Raw genomic sequence first — 17617 nt, 5'->3', positions numbered from 1 at the left:
GCAAAGTTCAATATAAACTTCAGTAAGCTGAAAAAGTGATAACTGAAGCTTTCCGATGTATAAATTTTCAGTCTCCCGATGTAAAAGTCTGATCTTACTTTTTTAGAAGTGCGGGACGCGGCAACTATCGGAGATAGGCATTGATTGGAATAAAAAGATCTTTTTAAAAAAGCCTTGAAGTTACGCTGAGGGGGAGATTCGAACTCCCGTAGCGCGTGAGCACTACCGGTTTTCAAGACCGGCGCCGTAGTCCGCTGGGCTACCTCAGCATGTTGAAAATAGACTTTTAAATGTAACTTTTTTTGGCTTTCCGGATAAATCCCGGCAAACCGTCCTGATATTCCGGGACGCGTATACAGAGAACCTGATTATTATATATAAAATTTGCGAAGAGAAATAACTCTTCGCATTTCTGTTAATTACAGTTAAATAATTATTCCTGGGACTCTGAAGTCTCTTCTTTAACTTCGGTTTCGGCTTCAGTCTCGACTTCAGGCTCTGCAGGTGCAGGGACTTCAGCTTCGGCGGTAAGCTTTTCAATGAGCTGGACTTCTGTGAGACCTGCGTACTTGAAGAGTTCGGATGCCACCCTGTTCTTTGCCATGAGCCAGCGCTGGTTGAAGGTCAGGCCTGTGGGCACATTGATCTTTGCGACACCATCAGCTATTTCGACTTCCGTGTCACGAATGCCGGTATAGAGGGCAAGAATACCCTGGATCTTTTCAACATCATTCTCAAGGATCTTTTCAATGGTGTACTCGTAGCTAACAGTCTTGCCTGCAAGGGGGCTGTTAAAGTCTACAGTGACCCTGCGGCCGATAACCCTGCTGACAACTCCTCTTCTGCCGTCCAGTTCAACAGGCATGCCGGGGTGAACATTTCTGTCCGGGAGCTTTGTTATGGAAACGGTCTCTACGAGACTCGGATTGCTTGGGCCGAATGCCTTTTCCGGAGGGATTGAAACTGTACCGGAGTAACCATCTTCCTTTCCTTCAAGGTCTTCATCAAGGCCATCGATTGTGTGCCCTGCTCCAACAATAACGACGTCTCCGCCGTAAAGTCCGCGGGGATTATAGATCTCTTCTTTTTTTGCAAGCTCTTCGTCTGTTGTGTCGAAAATCCTGCCGTCCTCAAATCTACCTGTGTAGTTTAACTTTATGAAATCGCCTTTCTGAATTGCCATAATTCTCAACTCTTCTATTAAATTAATTAAATTAGATAAGTAAGGAAATTATCCTTTATCAGTTAAATTCCTGAACTTTTAGAGTAAACGCGTTTCACGCTATAGAACTCTGGCTTTAATAAGCTTTTTGGGAACCAACAGGGTTGCCTGAAACCTCACCGGTCGTTGTAAAAATTTTAATTTATTGTAAATTTTCTAATAATCAGCATCGTCTGCCATCAAGGGTGATTTATAGGAAAGATTCGGCCTGTAAAAAGGAAGAAAAGTCACTTTCATTTTCGTCTTAGAAACTGTCCTCTGGGGCAAAAATACCCTTTTTCGCAGCTTTGTCAGGCAGGGACAGAAGTTCCGGCATGAAGACTTTTGTCTGTACCAGTCCATTCATGCCGTCATTTTGTCAGATAAACATCTTTTGAATCAAACATAACTCCAGAGTCTAATTATCTCTATCCTGTGACTGTTTATGTCTCTGAATACGATAAAATCTTAAATATATCCTTGAATATTATATTTTATGGGGATTAGGATATATGGTGGATTTTATCTGTTTGGTCAACAGGTTTGATTTTTCATCAGTAAAACGACTGAGGCCAGAAAAGCCTGACAGAAAGGATACCATATTCAGGAGAGGTGTATGGAAAAAAGACTTATGAGAATAGGGATTTCCCTTCCCGGGGAGCTTCTGGATAAGTTTGATAAAGCCCTTATGAAGAGAGGATACTCCTCACGTTCTGAAGGCATAAGGGATGCCATAAGAACATACAACCAGCACTATGAATGGATGCAGCAGATAAAGGGCACAAGGGCTGCAAGCATCTCTATTGTATACGATTGCTCAAAAAAAGGCGTAACAAGTGCCTTGGCAGAAATTCAGCATGAATACATGGATCTGATAAGCTCTTCAGTCCATTTCCATATCGAAGAAAATTTCTGCTTTGAAGTGATAATCCTCGAAGGGGATGGAGAAAAAATAGTGGAACTGGCTGAAAAAATCCTTAGTTTAAAGGGAGTTAAGCACGCCAGATTAACAACCGTACCTGAAGAGAGGACAGTGTCAACTATCTCTGAGCTAAAGACTCAGGGACGTGTCTGACAAGCCCTGGTTGATCAGATCCCCGATTTGGAGCAACGGAAAATAGGGGACCGATCGGAAAGAAATAGTTGCCCTGAAATACCGCTTCAGTTTCAGGCTCTAAGGATACCAGTTAAACAGTCCTGAGAAGTAGGGAAGTGCTCGCATCGCTAAACCTTTCTGACGCGTTTCTCCCCCGAGCTAAAGATTCCGGGGTTTCTTGCTGAGGATTTATGAGCGGAGTGAACTGAAAAACTTATTTAATTTATATATAATGATTGTTTTATTTCTTTCAATTCTAGCACTTCAGGAGATATATGGATCTTGCAAAAATCCACGCAAAGCCAGATCTATATTTAAGAGGTTTTAAAAAAACACTATGGGATACCGCAGGAATTTTTCTTTTAAAGGGATGGAAGCAAATTGAATATGACAATATTGGAACTGTTGACGATACCATGCTTCCGGAAATCCTTAGAATTCAGGCAGAAGGATTTAAAAATGAAAGGCAGGGGGAAATTATAAAATATTCACAGAAATTCAGAAAAGTCTTTTATGTAATTAAGAGCCAAGATAATGTAATAGGCTACTGCATATATCACCTGAAACCGGTTTTTTCATCCCGGGGTTTTGAGAAAAAATCTGTAATTTATTCGATCGCAATTGATAGTAAATTCAGAAAGAAGGGATTTGGCAGGAAGCTTCTGGAAGAAAGCATCAGGGAAATGAAGCTGAATAGGGTATTGTCTGTCCTCCTGTACGTAAACGTAAACAATACCCCTGCCATAAAATTATACGAGAAAACGGGCTTTTTGATAATCAAAGAAGTAGAAAACGTATGTGGACAAAAGGAGATGTGCTACAAAATGGAACTTAAACTTTTTTGATTTCAGGACTCAGAGGGTATATTTATATAAAAATTCGGTTTTACAGTTCAGTATGCCTGTAGTTCATAACTTTATATCTGCAGCAAAGGAAAGAGTTTCTTTTAATAGCAGCAACAAAACCCACGGAGAATTATATCAATGGCTTTCCACTTTAAGGTGATTCTATGGATCCCACACAAATTTACATGAGATTATTTTCATATTTTGCGAGTTTTCTGAAACTACTGCGGGATACAATCGGGGCTCATCTTCTAAAAGAATGGAAACATACCGAAAAGGAACATATTTTGCCTGTAGATGAAACTATGCTTCCTGAGATTCTTAGAATTCAGGCAGAGGGATTTGATAGTAAGAAACAGGAAAATCTTATAAAATATTCAAAGAAATTCAGAAAAATCTTTTACGTAATTAAAAACCAGGACAAAATTGCAGGTTACTGTATATACTACCTGAAACCAGAACTTTCGTTCAAAGGACTGAAAAAGAAATCCGTAGTTTACTCAATTGCAATCGACAAGAAATTCCGGGGAAAAGGATATGGCAGGACGCTTCTGGAAGAAAGCATAACGGAAATGAGGCTGAACGGAATATACTCTATTCTGCTGTATGTAAATGTAAAAAATACCCCTGCAATAAAGTTGTACGAAAAAATGGATTTTCAGATAATCAAAAAAATAGAAGGTATATGCGGCCAGAATGAGACCTGTTATATAATGGAGTTAAAACTTGCCTGATTAACTCCTCAATTGTTTTTAAAATTGGCATTTTCCTGCAAGTGTTTCTAATTTCTGAAAAGCGTTACCTGATGAGATATTATCCTTTTCTTACAGGTTGTCATTTATTAGCATATTATCAGGTACGGCAGCTTAAAGGATATCTTTAAATAAAACTCGAGTTCACAATTCAATGTGTACTTAATTAACGCCCTTATTTTTATCGGGGGGCTACTGCTGCTTGTAAAGGGGGCAGACCTGTTTGTAATGTCCTCGTCCTGGATTGCTAAGAGGTTTGGGGTCTCAGAGTTTATAATCGGGCTAACTCTGGTATCGATAGGGACATCTATGCCTGAGCTCGCCTCCTCCCTTACAGCATCCTTCGAACACGCAAGCGGAATAGTTATGGGCGATGTACTCGGGTCAAACATCGCAAACATAGGACTGGTCGTGAGTACCGCTGCCCTTCTGTCCAATGTGAAGACTGAAGAACTAATGCTTAGAAGAGACGGCTATATTATGTTATTTTCCGCCTTTCTTTTTTTACTTTTTGTTCTGGACTTCAGAATTTCAAGGATTGAAGCCTCAATTTTTCTTTTTCTATATGTTGCCTATCTTCTGTTCCTGCTTGAGAAGGTGAAAAAACACGAAGAAGATATATATTTCAAAGACTTTATTCACTACTTTTTCAAGTTTGAATATATTTTCGATTTAAAAGCAAGGATTGAAACCGGCATTAGAGGACGAATAGATGAAAAAAGAATAAAGGAAGCCATAAAAGAAAGCTATGAAGAAACAGAAAGAGAAACTAAAACAGAAGAAGTGATTAGGGCAGAGAATAAAACTTGCACTGATATTAAAGCCGAAAATGAAACTGAAATAAAAAATGAAACTGAGATAGAAAATGAAACTGAATATCTTTTTGAAAGCAGCCTTTTAATAGAGTTTATAAAACTGGTCACAAGCGGATTTGCTATAATAATCGGGGCAAAGTATTTCATAGAGCAGTCAATATTTTTTGCCCAGATTCTGGAGGTTCCCGAGACTCTTATCGGTGTAAGCCTTGTTGCAATCGGGACTTCCCTTCCTGAACTGATGGTAACGGTTTCTGCAGCCCGCAGCGGCTATGCCAGCATAGCTCTTGGAAACGTCATAGGGTCAAATATCACTAATACTCTCTTGATTCTGGGCTGTTCGGGACTTGTTCACCCTCTCACAGTAACCGAAATCAGTGTCTATTACATAACACCTTTCATGCTGCTTATCAGTCTCCTGCTTCTCCTCTTTATCCGGACAGGCTGGAGAATAAAAAGGTTTGAAGGGCTTATCCTTTTCCTTCTCTACTCCGGATTCATGTTTTTCATCTTCCGCCTCGGATGAGTTACCACCCTGAAGAAACACATCTATTTTTGCTAAAGCCTTCCTGCATTTCAAAAATATGGCTTCTGAGGATTTCATAAACCCTCAGCAGGAAACCCCTGAGTCTTTAGCTCAGGGGAGGAATGCGTAAACTTCCCCGTCCTGCTCTGTTGAATTAATGTACTTGTCCTGGCCCTCAATCGTTCACAAATTTTCTTCACGTTAACACTATCTGAGATTTTGTTTCCAAACATATCCGAAATAGCAAAGAATCCGGAAGACCTTTTGCCTTTGACAAACCCAATTCCCTTACTCGTTTTTACAAGATCGAATTTTCTCAGGTTGAACAGTTTCCCCGTATGTATTTTCTTTTCGGATCTTTTTCCTGTCCTTTGCTGGTAATCCCCCTTGCTAACGTTTCTTTTTAAAAAAACAGACTCTTCTACCTCTACTTTCTGTTCGTCCCTGCAACAAATAGCAACAGCATCAAAGTAATGTGTTTTTAACAGCTTCAATACCTGCTCTCTCCTGTACTTGGTTTCGTACCCGAAAGTCTCTGCAAAATTCCAACCTGATTTCCGGATTTGGGATTTGATAATGCCTACTTCTGTTGCATGTTTTGTTTTTGACTTTTTCCCTGAAAGCTTGAATTCTCCATTGTGCAGGGCTTTGTGACAGGTTTCACAGAGCGTTATCAGGTTTTCCGGTGCATCTGTTCCCTTTTGTGACCTGAAAACGATATGATGGCAATGCAGCCTGGAATCCTTTGACTTTCCCCTGCAGTGCTGGCAGGTGTATCCGTCCCTGTCCAGAACGTAAGCTTTGATATTGTAGAACCCTTTAAGGTCCCCTTCCTGATATCCGATCCCGGAAACTTCCGGATTTGTTATTTTGTGAATATCAAAGGAAGCAAGTTCTACCTTCCACTCGGTTACAGGAAGCAGGGATTCCACAAACCTCTTTTCCCGGAAATGAGCTTCAAGTTTGCTTCGGATAGAAGGAGCCAATCTTCCTTCTTTCTTTGAATTTCCCCGGTTATCAAATCTTGCGGGTCTATACCTTGTCTTCCGACTTCTCCGGGTTCTCCGGTACATCTTCCGTTGTTCCATCTTTTTCGAAACGTTTTCTCTCAGGTAGATTTCGGACTGATACAACACTTTTCCGTTAGCAATGGCTGCACAGCCCACTACCTTAGAGCCGGTATCCATCCCTGCAGTTACAGGTTGAGTATAGCCACTGCTTCTGAAAAGTAACTTGATTGTGAATGGCGTATTTCGGACCACTTTTGCTTTGCCTGCTTGCAGTAGCTTTCTGGCTTTTGAGGGTTTGCAGGGCATCAGTGGTTTTTTGTTTTGATTGATTACGAAAACTAACATATAGTTTTCCTCCGAAGAGTTATGCGTATCCGAATTGTGGAGTCAATTCAGGAATCCGTCCTCCTCTCGATCTGATATGGAAAGGTTTAACGATGCAAGCACTGTCCCTACCTCTCAGGACTGTTTAACCGGCATCCTTAGAGCCTTAAACTGAGGCGACATTCAAGGGTAACTATGTATTCTTTCCTATCGTTTACCGATTTTCCGTTGCTCCTAATCGGTGATCTGGTCAACCAGGGCTTGTTAGACAAGCCCCTGAGTCTTTAGCTCAGGGGTAGTTGACTTTCCTGCTTACAGAAGCGTGCCCCGCTTATCAGTTCATAATACTGTTCTGTAGGGTTTTCCCAGTCCATATCCTTTGCAAGGAGAAAAGCTTCCCTGCAGAGAAGTTTGTATTTCACCCGGTCGTCTACGAAATTTCTGGTAAAGTAACTGACTGCCAGGGCGTAGTCAAGGACTGTCTCATAGTAAGAAAGGTCTATGTTGTCTACCACTATTACTCCACCAAGACCTTCTACCAGGGACTCAATAGTTTTTATGGCATCACTGAAACCGCAGACCCGGCTTACCACGCTTGGGGTGCCCTCTCTTCCGGCTTCAAGCCCCGTGAGCAGGAACGGATCGTAGCGGGAGGGAAAAACTCCGGCACAGCAGCCTGCCATAAAGTCCCTCACTCCCATTCCCAGCCCTCCGTCCTCTGTTGAGATAATCTGGGGATAGAGCAACGCAGCAACGGAACGTTTTCCCCTTACCATTTTCGGAAAATCCAGCCCTCTCTCCTCTATCATCTGCTGAAGCCTCAGCTCGTTTCCTACAAGCACATCTTTTGGCAGGTTTACCGGAAACCCTTCCGGGAGGTTATTTTTTGGGCCTTCTGCAGCTACAAGGAAGCAGATTACCTTTATCCCCTCTTCCATATGCCCTTCCAGGATGCTGTTCCTTATTACATGCTCGAGAGCCACAAGGGAATCTAGAAGGTCAGGGTATCCTTTGTTTTCGATTTCTATGCGGGAGATTGTGAAAATGGGAATGATCTTTTCGGGTTCGATCTTTTCCCCTCCGTGATATCTGTACAGGTTTTCGGAAAGGAAATTCCGGATCTGTCCGAGGCAGTGTTCTTTCCGGTTCCAGTCTATTTTCTCGGATGCGATGGTTATCCCGTTTCTGATGACAATCCCGTTAATCCCGTAAAAAAGTCTGGCTTCCTGACGCGTAGATTCCCCTACTGCCGTAACCGTGTCTGCGTAAAGGGCAAGGGCTTCGAGGGAGGAAAGGTTTTCAGGCACACCTGGAGGCCATGTACTGTCATTGTTTCTTCTTTTTTGAATGGAGTTATATCCGGCAGCTCTGCCAGGAAGGGTAGCGTGCAGGGTTGCGACAGTATTTATCGGGACTCCCAGTTTCTTAAGTCTCGCAGGCGCATAAAATACTCCGAACTCATGGCAGTGCAGGGAAACCCCGGGACAGGGAATTATATTTTTACCCGAGTCTGCCTCTTCTGCCCAGGTGTCGGCAGTTTTGGGAGCCGAACTTACAAGGAGCCGGATAAGCTCGGAAATCGAATGTGAAAGAGAAAGGTAATGGGTATATTCCGCGCCATTTGGCATGCTTTCATATCTCAGGGAGTCAAGCCCCAGGAGTTCATAGGCTTCGGTTTTTACCCTGCTTTCGAGAGTCATCTCTTTTCCCATATATGCTGAGCGGATTTTTCCAAAATCAGAGGTCTGAAATTGCAGGTAACCTATTCGGGTTTTTCCTACCATTTCTTCTCCTGTGAAAACTTTTATGCCTTCGTTTTCAAGGGCTTTCAGATTTTTCTCTAGCTCTCCGTCAGTGCTGAGAGGATCAAGCCCGTTCATATCCGTAATTCTGCTCAAGCCCCGGTTCCAGTCCGCGCCCCTGTGCCCGAAATATGGCCCTGCAACAAGGATTTCCGTGTCTTCTTTTGCCTTGAGTTTTCCGGAGTCAAAGAGAGCCGCAAGGCTATGTGCCTCTTCATTAATGACGTTCCAGATCCCGCCCATTTTGTTTGATGCAGGACCTGCCTCTTCTCCGGTAATTATTATGAAATGGTTTCCCAACTCCTGAATTCCCCCTCAGGTCTTTTGCAGTTAAGATTTCGTGTCCTTTTTCAATTTGCCTTTGAATATTAATACTTATAAATTGATAAAGGAAACTGATAGGGGACGGTAAGGCTGAGATCATAAGGTAATAAGTGTAAGACTGAAAACTGTAAACTCAATATAAGTTCCAGAGCCGATCTGAAATCCCTTTCTAAGGATTTCGACCGGCTATTGGTTTTTGCTTAAATGAAATAAAGAAAAAAAGAACGAAAAATGAACGAAAAATTCAAGGACTGGGATGAGGCCGGAAAATGAGCTTTTCAGACCCCTTTTTAGGCATGGGTGCGAGGGCAGGCATCGAGCACTGAAGCTTTTGTTTTTGCGTAACAATTATCTACAAGCTGCAGAGTCCCTTCGAGGTCTGTAACCTCAAACTCAAAGAGGGTAGAGAATTCCTTTACACAGGCATCAAAGTCTTTTTCATAGGCAAGGCCTGTATTTAATCTTGCAACTTTTTTGTAACCCGCATAGTCAAAGACAAACTTTGACATCTTAATATCATCCGGGTTCTGGCTCAGGCCTGCAGTCCGGATCATTTCCCTCCAGTTCACAGCCCACATGGGGGTCATGAAAAAGGTCCCTACTCCTCTGCAGTTTTTCAGGGCTTTGAGGTACTGTCCCCTGCCTCCGAGCACAGCCCCGATGCAGTCATCCACGATTTCTCCGTTTTCTTCTTTGAGGATGCAGACCTTGCAGTCCAGGGCTTTGAAGTCTTCTTCAATGTTTCCGAGTACGTTTCCGCAAAGCCCGTAAAAGAGCAGGACTCCATCCGAACGGGGAGCCACAAGTTCTACTTTCGAATAAACGGTTTTTTTAAGGTTTTCAGGGATTGCATGCAGGGCAAGCTCAAGCATGTATATAATCAGGGTTAAACCTCTATCTTCCCCTGCCGATTTTTCGGGAATCTCTTCAAAGGGGATAGCAGTGTGTGCAATTCCTGCTTCGGCCATCTTTCTCATGATACCGCTGCAGTCTTCGTTTTCCACGACGAGCACTTTTCCAATCTCGGGGTCGTTTTCAAGAAGGTGCATTATCTCGTCTTCGAACATCCTGCACCCTATTATAGTCATTACTGGCATGTTTAATTCCTCTGGCATGTGCAACTCATTGTTTTCTCATTTTGAAAGCTGACAGGGCGGCCCCTGAGGGATTTCATGTAATATCCAGAATAATGTTCTTAAAAATTATATTCTTAAAAAAATCATATAATCAGGTTTTCTACAAATCAGGTTTTCTACAAATCAGGTTTTCTACAAAGCTATATTTTTACTTTTAAAAATATCCAGTTATTATTTTCAGTGTATCCTTATATACATGAGCGTTATTAAAATGCACTAATTAACCATCTGGTATATTTCAATAACTTGACGTAATGCCTTCCAGATAGTTTCGAATTTCAAAAAAGTTAATTGTTTTTGAGTCAATCCTCAGGTACTAAAACTCTTTAAGCTCTTTTTGAACAAAATATTTTCAGGCTTTAAGTGGGGCCTGAGCAGCATATTTTGCATTAGACTGTATGATTGTTGCGCTATTTCAGTGCTGCCTTCAAATTCTATGACTTCGAAACCGAAGTTAAGCGCAAATTCTTCTATTTTTTTCTCAAAATCGGGTTCATAGGAAAGCCCTGTGTCGACCTTTGCAACTTTTTTATACCCGAGTTCTCTCAGGTTTTCAGGGGTGAATTCAAAACCCGGATGCAGTTTATCATCCACTCCGAAAGCGTTTTTCCAGTTTACGGCCCACATGGGGGTTAAGAAAAATGTATCACTGTGGCTTTTCAGAATTTCCCGGTAGCGGGAACTGCCTCCAAGGGCCGCTGCAATGCAGTCTTCAAGGGGTCGGGCCGTGTCGCTTGTGCTTCTGTCCTGCAGCAGTTGTAGAGAGCATCCGGTACGCGCAAAATCTGTCTGCATCCGGGAAAACGCATGCCCGCAGAACCCGTAAAAAAGGAGGATCCCGTCTGCAAACCCGGACATCAGGCTCAGGTTTGTATATGTTTTACTTTTGAGTCCGGAAGGGTTCATATGGAGCCCGATCTCCTGAAGCTGGACAATGACGCTGAATTCATCACTTTGCTCCAGGCAAGCCCTGATCTCGTAAACAGGAAGGACCACTGACTCAAGCCCCTGAGCTTCAAGTTTGTGCAGGAGGCCGATGTTTTCTTCGTTTTTTACGAGGTAAATTCTTTCCACTTCAAGGTCATTTGAAAGCACATGAACAATTTCATCCTCGAAGATCCTGCAGCCTATTATGCCCATCACTGTCATGATATAGACTTTATCCGGGACTATTAAAGAATATCCTTATCGGGAGAGCTAATAACTCTTAGCGGAAAACGTGGGTTTTTAAATTTTGAATCCTTTTCCTCTGTCCCGGTAAGCTCTGAAAAGGGTGGATTTTCAGGGCTGGAGCCGGAATCTGCTTTTCTTTAGCTCCAGGTCTGGTAGTAACCTTCCTTTTCCAGGACTTTTACGGAGAGGGAAAAAAGTTCCGAGAGGTTTGCATCTGTCAGGATCTCCTCCTTTTTCCCGTCCTTGAAGACTTTCCCTTCCTTTATGAGGACCACACGGCTGATTTCGGGAATGACATCCTGCAGGTTGTGGGTGACAAGAATCACACTTTTGCCTGAAAGCGCAATTTTCCGGACACTTTCGCGGAAACTGTGAAGGGCTTTTAGGTCAAGGCTGTTTGCGGGCTCGTCCAGGAAGAGAGCCTGCGGGTCGTGCACAAGAGCTCTCCCTATCAGAACTTTTCTTGCTTCTCCTGTGGAAAGTTCGCACATCGATCGGTCTGCAAGGTGGGAAATCTCAAGGAACTCCAGAACCTCCTCTGCTCTGGCTTCCATTTCAGGGGTCACTTTGTGGTTGTAATATATGCCTATGCTGCTGAAAAACCCGGAGAGCACTACATCAAGGACCCGGATCTGGCGGCAGCACGTCTGCTGGAGTTCCCCGGAGACTATCCCGAGTAAATTCCTGAGCTCAAAAACATTCCAGGTCTCCTTACCCATGATTTTCAGTACGAGCCCGTCGGCTCCTGCCAGTGGGTGATATTCTTTTGTTAATGTCTTTATCAGGGAGGACTTGCCAGAGCCATTGGGCCCGATAATTGCAACATGTTCTCCGGGTTTGACGGAAAGGGATACGGAGTCAAGGATCTTTTTTCCGCCTCTGATCACCGTAACATTTTTCATTTCCAGCAGGGAGGGGAAGTTTTCCATCCCCGGGTTTTGTAATTGTTCAGCCAATTGTTCAGCCATTAGTATCATCTTTTAGTTTGAAATCAGATTTTTAGCCCGTACTTTACACTTTCAGCCCGTACTTTAGCCGTTTCTCCAGCAGGGCTCTCACTTCTGATTTTGCCGGATTACTTTTTGCCGGATTACTTATTTCTGGAATTATCTTTTCGTCAGAGTTTTCCTTTTAGTCGAAATTCCCCTTTTTAAATCTTTTCCATACTTGCAGAAATTTCCTTAACTGGTCAGAAAGCGAGATCATAAAAAATCCGTTCCGTCTAATATTGGAAACCCCAGGCATCTGTTCGGGCTGATGTCGGGAATTTTCTCAGAAACAACTTCAAGCGCCTTTAAGTTTTCTTTTTTTATTTTAGCTCTAAAAAACACTGTGTACTAAATATTGTCCTGTTTATTAGCTTATTTAAGTTTGTTTAAACATTCTTTCCATATTCGACAGCCAGTAAACATCTTATATATTCTTAAAACAAGCTACGTCCCCCTTCCTAAAATTTGTAAACCTCTATCTTAGTTTCTTACGTTTATATAATCTTATAATCTAAAGTCGCTTTAACCGAAAAACAGAGAAGTACTCGAGGGGGTTTTTGTTGAAAGTTAGCTATATTCGGAGTTCGTTCAGGTCTTTTCTTTACGATATCCGTTTTATCATCCTTTTCTATGTGATCGGAGACTGGGCTTCTACCTTTTACGCGTTGCCGTTCGGTGCAGAATATAACCCTGTTCCTGCAATGATCTTGGAAAAGTACGGAATTTATCATCTCCTGCTTATAAAAATTGCATTTGTCGTTTTGCTCTTTTACGTAGCTCCGATTATAAAAACGTCAAAGGGACGCTGGGCTCTCACAAAACACATAATAGAATCCGTAGGCATCCTGGTAACGATAAACAACCTTATGGTAGTCTGGTACGGAGTCAGCCTTATAGAAACTGTGGGGCTAGTCTGAGTTATTACAGACCCTCCGAATTCAGGCCCTGTTTCTTCATTTTTTATTTTTTCCCACTGGTCGATCTGAACTCTATTTTTACTGCTTACCTGTTGTTGCCCTGTTACTTGCTCGCTGCTTACCTGCTGCTTACTTGCTTACCTGCTGCTCACATGGTTTTGGCATATACGAAGCAGTCATAATACTCTTTTCTTATTCTGTGGATCTTTTTTGCAACCCCTTCTTTTTCGTACCCGCACTTCCGGGCGACCTGCTCACTTGCGAGATTTCGAATATCCATCAGGATAACAATCCTCTGTAATTTCAGTTCCCCAAAACCAATTTTCTCAAGCTGCTTTACAGCTTCGGTTGCAACACCCTGTCCCTGGTAAGCGTTATCCACAAGATAACCTATTTCCCCCGCCCACGGCCTGTGCTGGTCTATCCTGATCCCGCAGAGTCCTACAAGTTTTCCGTCCAAAAGAATTGAATAGTTGTGTTCAAAATTGGTTTTTCTTTTTACCTCGCTCAGATTCAGGAATCGCTTTTCATCCTCAAGGGTTTCGATCGGGATTTCTATAAACTCAAAGTCCGTGTGTGTTAAAATTTCAAAAAAACGCTTGGCATCGGAAAGTTCCTGAGGGCGAATCTTTACTTGAGGCATGATGGAAAATTGAGCTTTCCTCATGAAAAATGTTTTTAACGCCTTCCATTTTTCTTTCCGGATTTTTTTCCAGATCTTATTTCAACAGATCTTATTTCAACAGATCTTATTTCAACAGATCTTATTTCAACAGATCTTATTTCAACAGATCTTATTTCAACAGATCTTATTTCAACAGATCTCATCCGAGTCAGCGTACCTTTTATCCGGATCAGCGTATCTTTCTCATATCTGACCATTTCTCGTGCCTGAAAAACAAGATATAAGTAAACCTTTGATTAAATACAAAACTGTGCAAACCGATGTCGTATCCAGGGTCAGGAAGGACTTAGCCGGAAGCGTTGACGAAAAGACAAAAAATAGTTGTTGCCGCTTTTTTAAAGAGGAAGTGAAGTGCTATGGGGTTAAGTCTTCTGCTGTCGGAAAAATCGCAAAGGACTATTTAAAGGAATTGAACAATGCAGGGCAGGCAGACAAAAAAAATATATTTTTCCTGTGTGAAGAACTCCTTCAGTCGGACTACTGCGAGGAAGCCTATATCGCCTTCGAATGGGCATACCAGGTAAGAGCCGAATACACCGAAGCCGACTTCTCTGTTTTTGAGCACTGGGTCGAAAAATACGTTAACAACTGGGCGAAATGCGACACCCTCTGCAACCACACAGTCGGCTTTTTTATCGAAAAATTCCCACCTTATATTGAAAACCTCAAGCTCTGGACCCAATCGGACAACCGCTGGCTCAGGCGTGCGTCCGCAGTAACTCTTGTCCTGCCTGCAAGAAAAGGCCTTTTCCTGCCGGATATCTTCGAAATCTCAGACCTTCTCCTCACAGATAAAGACGACCTCGTCCGGAAAGGCTATGGCTGGATGCTGAAAGAAGCCAGCAAATCCCACCTGCAGGAAGTCTTCGATTATGTCATGAAAAACAAAAAAGAAATGCCCAGGACCTCCCTCAGGTACGCAATCGAAAAATTCCCTGAAGACCTCCGGGCTAAGGCTATGGAAAAATAAGCTGCGGAAAAATGAATTGTGGAAAGTTAGGCTGTGGAAAAATCAAAAATGAAAACCGGAAAATCGCGATTGAATATTTTGTTAATGAACAGGCGATACAGAACAGAGCAGAAAGAGCAGACTGAGAGAAAGACAGACCGAGAGAAGAGTAGACTGAGAGAAGAGCAGATTGAAGGCTAAGAAAATTTAAGGGAGCAGGGAGTTTTTCTGATACAGTACCCCCATACTGCATCTTTGAACTCCTTTCTCCCCCATATTTCTTAGTTTTCTTGTTCCCATATATTTTGCCGGCAGTCTGGTCTGCAGGCGGATCCATTTGTGCAATCTTTGTCTGTCTGCCAATTAATTGAATGTCTTCACAAGTATTTTTTTCTATTTGCTCAGTAATAATAACAGTTTAACACTACCTAAGTTTTAATGAGAAAGTTTACCCTCTCTCTTCTCTTTCTATGCTTCCCCCGAGAATGTAATGTGTCAGAGATTCTTTATTTTTATTTTTGGAGATAAAATGTGAATATTTGAGAATTGAGGGGAAGGAGTAGAGGTCATTTGGACTGGAAAAATTCTGCAGAAAAAAGCCTATTAATTTATGCTTTTACTCACAATACTTTCAGTTATAAATACCGAAAGTTCTAATAGTTGTTTATGAGATGCAGGGTAAGTATAAAAAAAATATCTCCCGGTCCGCTCCATTACGATTATCAGTATGGTCTTGCCTCAATGCTGTACTTAAAATTAGCTGCCTCAAATGTAGAGCTTGCAGATAAAACTCATAGTAAGAAAGGTTTTAAATTTTATACGTTTTCAAACCTTATTCTTGACGACCGAATTCCTGAAAAAAACGGGTTAAACTTCAGGAAGGCTCATTTTTTCCTTTCATCTCCTGACCCAGAGTTTATAAGAAGTTTTGCAGAAGGACTTTTGCTTGAACCTGAATTTTTTCTCGGGAACAATGAAAATAAGACCAGCTTTATAATTGACAGAATTGAAGTTCTTCCTGTTATGCATTTTTCGGATACATGTACCTTCAGGACCCTTTCTCCTATTTACTTAAAAACCCTGAGAAAACAGGAAGAACGGTTGGTAGAGTTCGATCTGTACCCTAAAGACTCAAAGTTTCACGAAAACCTGCATAAGAATCTAGTTGCCCGATATGAAGAATTCTACGGATCAAAAATCGATAAGGACTTTTTCGAAATTATGGGTATTCCAAACTTCAAGCCCAAGCGCGTAACGGTGGAAAACAATTATAGACGCTGCAGTTTGATGGACTTATCTCTATCTGCAAACCCGGAACTCCTGGAGTTTGCGTATGACGCCGGGCTGGGCGAAAAAAACGCTATGGGGTTTGGGTGTGTGGATATATTGAAGTAAACACAAGGTAAGGGGATTTTGGAGTGAACGATGAATCTGTTAAAGATACAGATTATAGTTTAGAGCTGAATGATGGGCCTGAAACAAATATATATGCAGAGGTTTTCCTGGACTCAGTTCGGATTACTGGAGTTAAGGTAAATTACTATCATATCTGCAAGACAAAACTCTGGCTTTTTTCTCATAATATAAATCTTGAGAGGGAGAACGATAATGTTTCCCTGGGAAAGATTCTGCACGAAGACCGTTATAAGAAGAATCTTAAAAATGTTACCATTGATGGTATAAGCATTGATTTTGTGAAAACAGGAAAAAGAATTGAGATTCACGAAATCAAAAAAAGCAAAAAAATGGATGCTGCGGATAGAGCTCAGCTTTTATTTTACCTTTATTACCTCAAGAAAAGAGGTTTTGATGCAGTAGGAATTTTAAATTATCCTCTGCTGAATAAAACAGAGAAAATTGAAATGAATGCAGAAGACGAAGCCAATACTGAAAGAGATATTGAGGAGATTAAAAAAATAGTTCTTAGCTCAATGCCTGCACCAATGCACAAAAAAATCTGTTTAAAATGTGCTTATCAGGAATTTTGTTTCTGTGGTAAGGGCGACGAAGATGGAGCATGAACGAACCAGAGAAATCGTGATAATATTTAGAAGTAAGAGGGGGTAAAAGAATCCGGGAAGATTTTTACATTTTACAGGACGGAATTTTGAAGAGAAAAGAAAACACGGTCTATTTTGAAAACAAAGAAGGCAGAAAGATCCTGCCAATAAACAAAATAAGTTCTATTTTCGCCTACGGAAACCTATCGTTTTCTTCAGGAGTTGTTTCCTACCTCTCAAAAGAAGGAATTCCGATTCATTTTTTCAATTACTACGGCTTCTATGAGGGTTCGATGTATCCACGGGAGACCCTAATCAGTGGAGATCTGGTTATACGGCAGGCTGAATATTACCTTGATCCCGAAAAACGGTTGGATCTTGCTGGAAAATTTATAGAAGGTGCCTGTGGGAATATCCTGAAAAACCTCAAATATTATGCAAGAAACCGGGAAGACATTCAGAATACAGTCGAAAATTATGTAACCTCCATAGAAACCGAATTTTCCCGGCTGAATGATGCGGAGACAGTACCTTCCATGATGAGGACGGAAGGAAAAATTAGGGAACTCTACTACAATGCGCTTGATGAAATATTCCCTGAGGAATACAGGATAATAAAACGTACCAGAAGACCGCCAGATAACAAAATGAACACACTAATCAGTTTTGGAAATTCTCTTGTCTATTCCACGACCCTTTCAGAGATTTACAATACTCAGCTTAACCCCACAATCTCGTATCTGCACGAGCCTTTTGAACGCAGGTTCTCTTTATCTCTCGATGTAAGCGAGATCTTCAAGCCTATCCTGGTAGACAGGATCATTTTTAAGCTTGTCAACAAAAATATGCTGGATGACGGCTGCTTCCGGGGAGAAATCGGAAACATGCTATTGAGTGATAAAGGGAAAAAGATTTTCCTCAAAGAATATGACGAAAAGCTCAAAACCACCATCAAACACAAAGGCCTTAACAAGAGTGTTTCATACAAACGCCTTATCCGGCTTGAGCTGTACAAACTTTCAAAGCATGTCCTCGGTGCAGAAGACTACAAACCTCTCGTAATGTGGTGGTAA

General features: G+C 41.8%; 18 protein-coding genes and 1 tRNA gene. 10 read left to right on the top strand and 9 right to left on the bottom strand.

The annotated features are described in order from the left end of the window. Positions 1 to 183 precede the first annotated feature (183 nt). Both EO98_RS08565 and EO98_RS08560 read right to left on the bottom strand, forming a co-directional pair. Positions 184 to 269: transfer RNA gene (locus EO98_RS08565), tRNA-Ser, on the bottom strand. 164 nt (positions 270 to 433) lie between these two features. Next, complete coding sequence (locus EO98_RS08560; RefSeq protein WP_048141129.1) at positions 434 to 1183, bottom strand: peptidylprolyl isomerase; 750 nt, start codon at positions 1181 to 1183, stop codon at positions 434 to 436. A 634-nt stretch (positions 1184 to 1817) separates the two neighbouring features. On the opposite strand from EO98_RS08560, the gene nikR reads away from it, so the two are divergent. The 4 genes from nikR (at position 1818) to EO98_RS08540 (ending at position 5235) form a co-directional block, all read left to right on the top strand. After that, entirely contained in the window at positions 1818 to 2276 is a 459-nt protein-coding gene (gene nikR, locus EO98_RS08555; protein ID WP_048141127.1) for a nickel-responsive transcriptional regulator NikR, read from the top strand. Between the two features lie 296 nt (positions 2277 to 2572). Continuing rightward, positions 2573 to 3142 carry a GNAT family N-acetyltransferase gene (locus EO98_RS08550; protein WP_082098533.1) on the top strand — a complete coding sequence of 190 codons (570 nt, stop codon included), beginning with the start codon at positions 2573 to 2575 and terminating at the stop codon, positions 3140 to 3142. 164 nt (positions 3143 to 3306) lie between these two features. Then, entirely contained in the window at positions 3307 to 3876 is a 570-nt protein-coding gene (locus tag EO98_RS08545) for a GNAT family N-acetyltransferase (protein ID WP_048141125.1), read from the top strand. A 174-nt stretch (positions 3877 to 4050) separates the two neighbouring features. Continuing rightward, positions 4051 to 5235: a calcium/sodium antiporter gene (locus EO98_RS08540; protein WP_048141123.1), complete on the top strand. Its 1185-nt coding sequence runs from the start codon at positions 4051 to 4053 to the stop codon at positions 5233 to 5235. A gap of 74 nt (positions 5236 to 5309) precedes the next feature. Here the strand turns inward: EO98_RS08540 and iscB are convergent, their stop codons facing one another. The 5 genes from iscB to EO98_RS08515 all read right to left on the bottom strand — a co-directional run bounded on the left by iscB (position 5310) and on the right by EO98_RS08515 (position 11972). Continuing rightward, positions 5310 to 6590 carry an RNA-guided endonuclease IscB gene (gene iscB, locus EO98_RS08535; RefSeq protein ID WP_048160050.1) on the bottom strand — a complete coding sequence of 427 codons (1281 nt, stop codon included), beginning with the start codon at positions 6588 to 6590 and terminating at the stop codon, positions 5310 to 5312. Between the two features lie 263 nt (positions 6591 to 6853). Further along, on the bottom strand, positions 6854 to 8671 hold the full coding sequence (locus EO98_RS08530) for a glycosyltransferase family 4 protein (protein ID WP_082098532.1): 1818 nt from the start codon (positions 8669 to 8671) through the stop codon (positions 6854 to 6856). 314 nt (positions 8672 to 8985) lie between these two features. Next, entirely contained in the window at positions 8986 to 9792 is an 807-nt protein-coding gene (locus tag EO98_RS08525; RefSeq protein ID WP_048137066.1) for a DUF1638 domain-containing protein, read from the bottom strand. Between the two features lie 348 nt (positions 9793 to 10140). Continuing rightward, positions 10141 to 10980 (bottom strand): DUF1638 domain-containing protein, encoded by an 840-nt coding sequence (locus EO98_RS08520; RefSeq protein WP_048137068.1) that lies wholly within the window; start codon positions 10978 to 10980, stop codon positions 10141 to 10143. Between the two features lie 161 nt (positions 10981 to 11141). Then, positions 11142 to 11972 (bottom strand): ABC transporter ATP-binding protein, encoded by an 831-nt coding sequence (locus tag EO98_RS08515; protein WP_048137070.1) that lies wholly within the window; start codon positions 11970 to 11972, stop codon positions 11142 to 11144. A 581-nt stretch (positions 11973 to 12553) separates the two neighbouring features. Here EO98_RS08515 and EO98_RS08510 point away from each other — a divergent pair. Continuing rightward, entirely contained in the window at positions 12554 to 12910 is a 357-nt protein-coding gene (locus tag EO98_RS08510; protein WP_048137072.1) for a hypothetical protein, read from the top strand. Positions 12911 to 13058: 148 nt separating this feature from the next. Here EO98_RS08510 and EO98_RS08505 read toward each other — a convergent pair whose 3' ends face one another. Both EO98_RS08505 and EO98_RS19145 read right to left on the bottom strand, forming a co-directional pair. Beyond that, positions 13059 to 13553 (bottom strand): GNAT family N-acetyltransferase, encoded by a 495-nt coding sequence (locus EO98_RS08505; RefSeq protein ID WP_048137076.1) that lies wholly within the window; start codon positions 13551 to 13553, stop codon positions 13059 to 13061. Between the two features lie 35 nt (positions 13554 to 13588). Beyond that, positions 13589 to 13738, bottom strand: a complete 150-nt coding sequence (locus EO98_RS19145; protein WP_235284782.1) for a hypothetical protein — start codon at positions 13736 to 13738, stop codon at positions 13589 to 13591. On the opposite strand from EO98_RS19145, the gene EO98_RS19565 reads away from it, so the two are divergent. From EO98_RS19565 to cas1b, 5 genes are all read left to right on the top strand, one after another. Beyond that, a complete protein-coding gene (locus tag EO98_RS19565) occupies positions 13677 to 13805 on the top strand; it encodes a hypothetical protein (protein ID WP_369799037.1) in 129 nt (42 codons plus the stop codon). The genes EO98_RS19145 and EO98_RS19565 overlap by 62 nt on opposite strands. A 40-nt stretch (positions 13806 to 13845) precedes the next feature. Then, entirely contained in the window at positions 13846 to 14565 is a 720-nt protein-coding gene (locus tag EO98_RS08495) for a DNA alkylation repair protein (RefSeq protein WP_048142920.1), read from the top strand. A 645-nt stretch (positions 14566 to 15210) separates the two neighbouring features. Beyond that, a complete protein-coding gene (cas6, locus tag EO98_RS08485; RefSeq protein ID WP_048142883.1) occupies positions 15211 to 15939 on the top strand; it encodes a CRISPR-associated endoribonuclease Cas6 in 729 nt (242 codons plus the stop codon). A 23-nt stretch (positions 15940 to 15962) separates the two neighbouring features. Next, a complete protein-coding gene (gene cas4 / locus EO98_RS08480; RefSeq protein ID WP_082098531.1) occupies positions 15963 to 16565 on the top strand; it encodes a CRISPR-associated protein Cas4 in 603 nt (200 codons plus the stop codon). Positions 16566 to 16615: 50 nt separating this feature from the next. Beyond that, positions 16616 to 17617, top strand: a complete 1002-nt coding sequence (gene cas1b, locus EO98_RS08475) for a type I-B CRISPR-associated endonuclease Cas1b (RefSeq protein WP_048142885.1) — start codon at positions 16616 to 16618, stop codon at positions 17615 to 17617.

The organism is Methanosarcina sp. 2.H.T.1A.6, from assembly GCF_000979455.1.
Classification (GTDB): domain Archaea; phylum Halobacteriota; class Methanosarcinia; order Methanosarcinales; family Methanosarcinaceae; genus Methanosarcina.
Note: the sequence above shows the minus strand (reverse complement) of the source record. Positions and strands in the feature narration are given on the sequence as shown.

What these genes read in the sequence shown, in the direction of transcription:
- EO98_RS08525 (WP_048137066.1), bottom strand. Translation starts at nt 9,792, where the DNA reads ATGCCAGTAATGACTATAATAGGGTGCAGGATGTTCGAAGACGAGATA.
- EO98_RS08505 (WP_048137076.1), bottom strand. Translation starts at nt 13,553, where the DNA reads ATGCCTCAAGTAAAGATTCGCCCTCAGGAACTTTCCGATGCCAAGCGT.
- cas6 (WP_048142883.1), top strand. Translation starts at nt 15,211, where the DNA reads ATGAGATGCAGGGTAAGTATAAAAAAAATATCTCCCGGTCCGCTCCAT.
- EO98_RS08550 (WP_082098533.1), top strand. Translation starts at nt 2,573, where the DNA reads ATGGATCTTGCAAAAATCCACGCAAAGCCAGATCTATATTTAAGAGGT.
- nikR (WP_048141127.1), top strand. Translation starts at nt 1,818, where the DNA reads ATGGAAAAAAGACTTATGAGAATAGGGATTTCCCTTCCCGGGGAGCTT.
- iscB (WP_048160050.1), bottom strand. Translation starts at nt 6,590, where the DNA reads ATGTTAGTTTTCGTAATCAATCAAAACAAAAAACCACTGATGCCCTGC.
- EO98_RS08515 (WP_048137070.1), bottom strand. Translation starts at nt 11,972, where the DNA reads ATGGCTGAACAATTGGCTGAACAATTACAAAACCCGGGGATGGAAAAC.
- EO98_RS08545 (WP_048141125.1), top strand. Translation starts at nt 3,307, where the DNA reads ATGGATCCCACACAAATTTACATGAGATTATTTTCATATTTTGCGAGT.
- EO98_RS08520 (WP_048137068.1), bottom strand. Translation starts at nt 10,980, where the DNA reads ATGACAGTGATGGGCATAATAGGCTGCAGGATCTTCGAGGATGAAATT.
- EO98_RS08560 (WP_048141129.1), bottom strand. Translation starts at nt 1,183, where the DNA reads ATGGCAATTCAGAAAGGCGATTTCATAAAGTTAAACTACACAGGTAGA.
- EO98_RS19145 (WP_235284782.1), bottom strand. Translation starts at nt 13,738, where the DNA reads ATGAGATCTGTTGAAATAAGATCTGTTGAAATAAGATCTGTTGAAATA.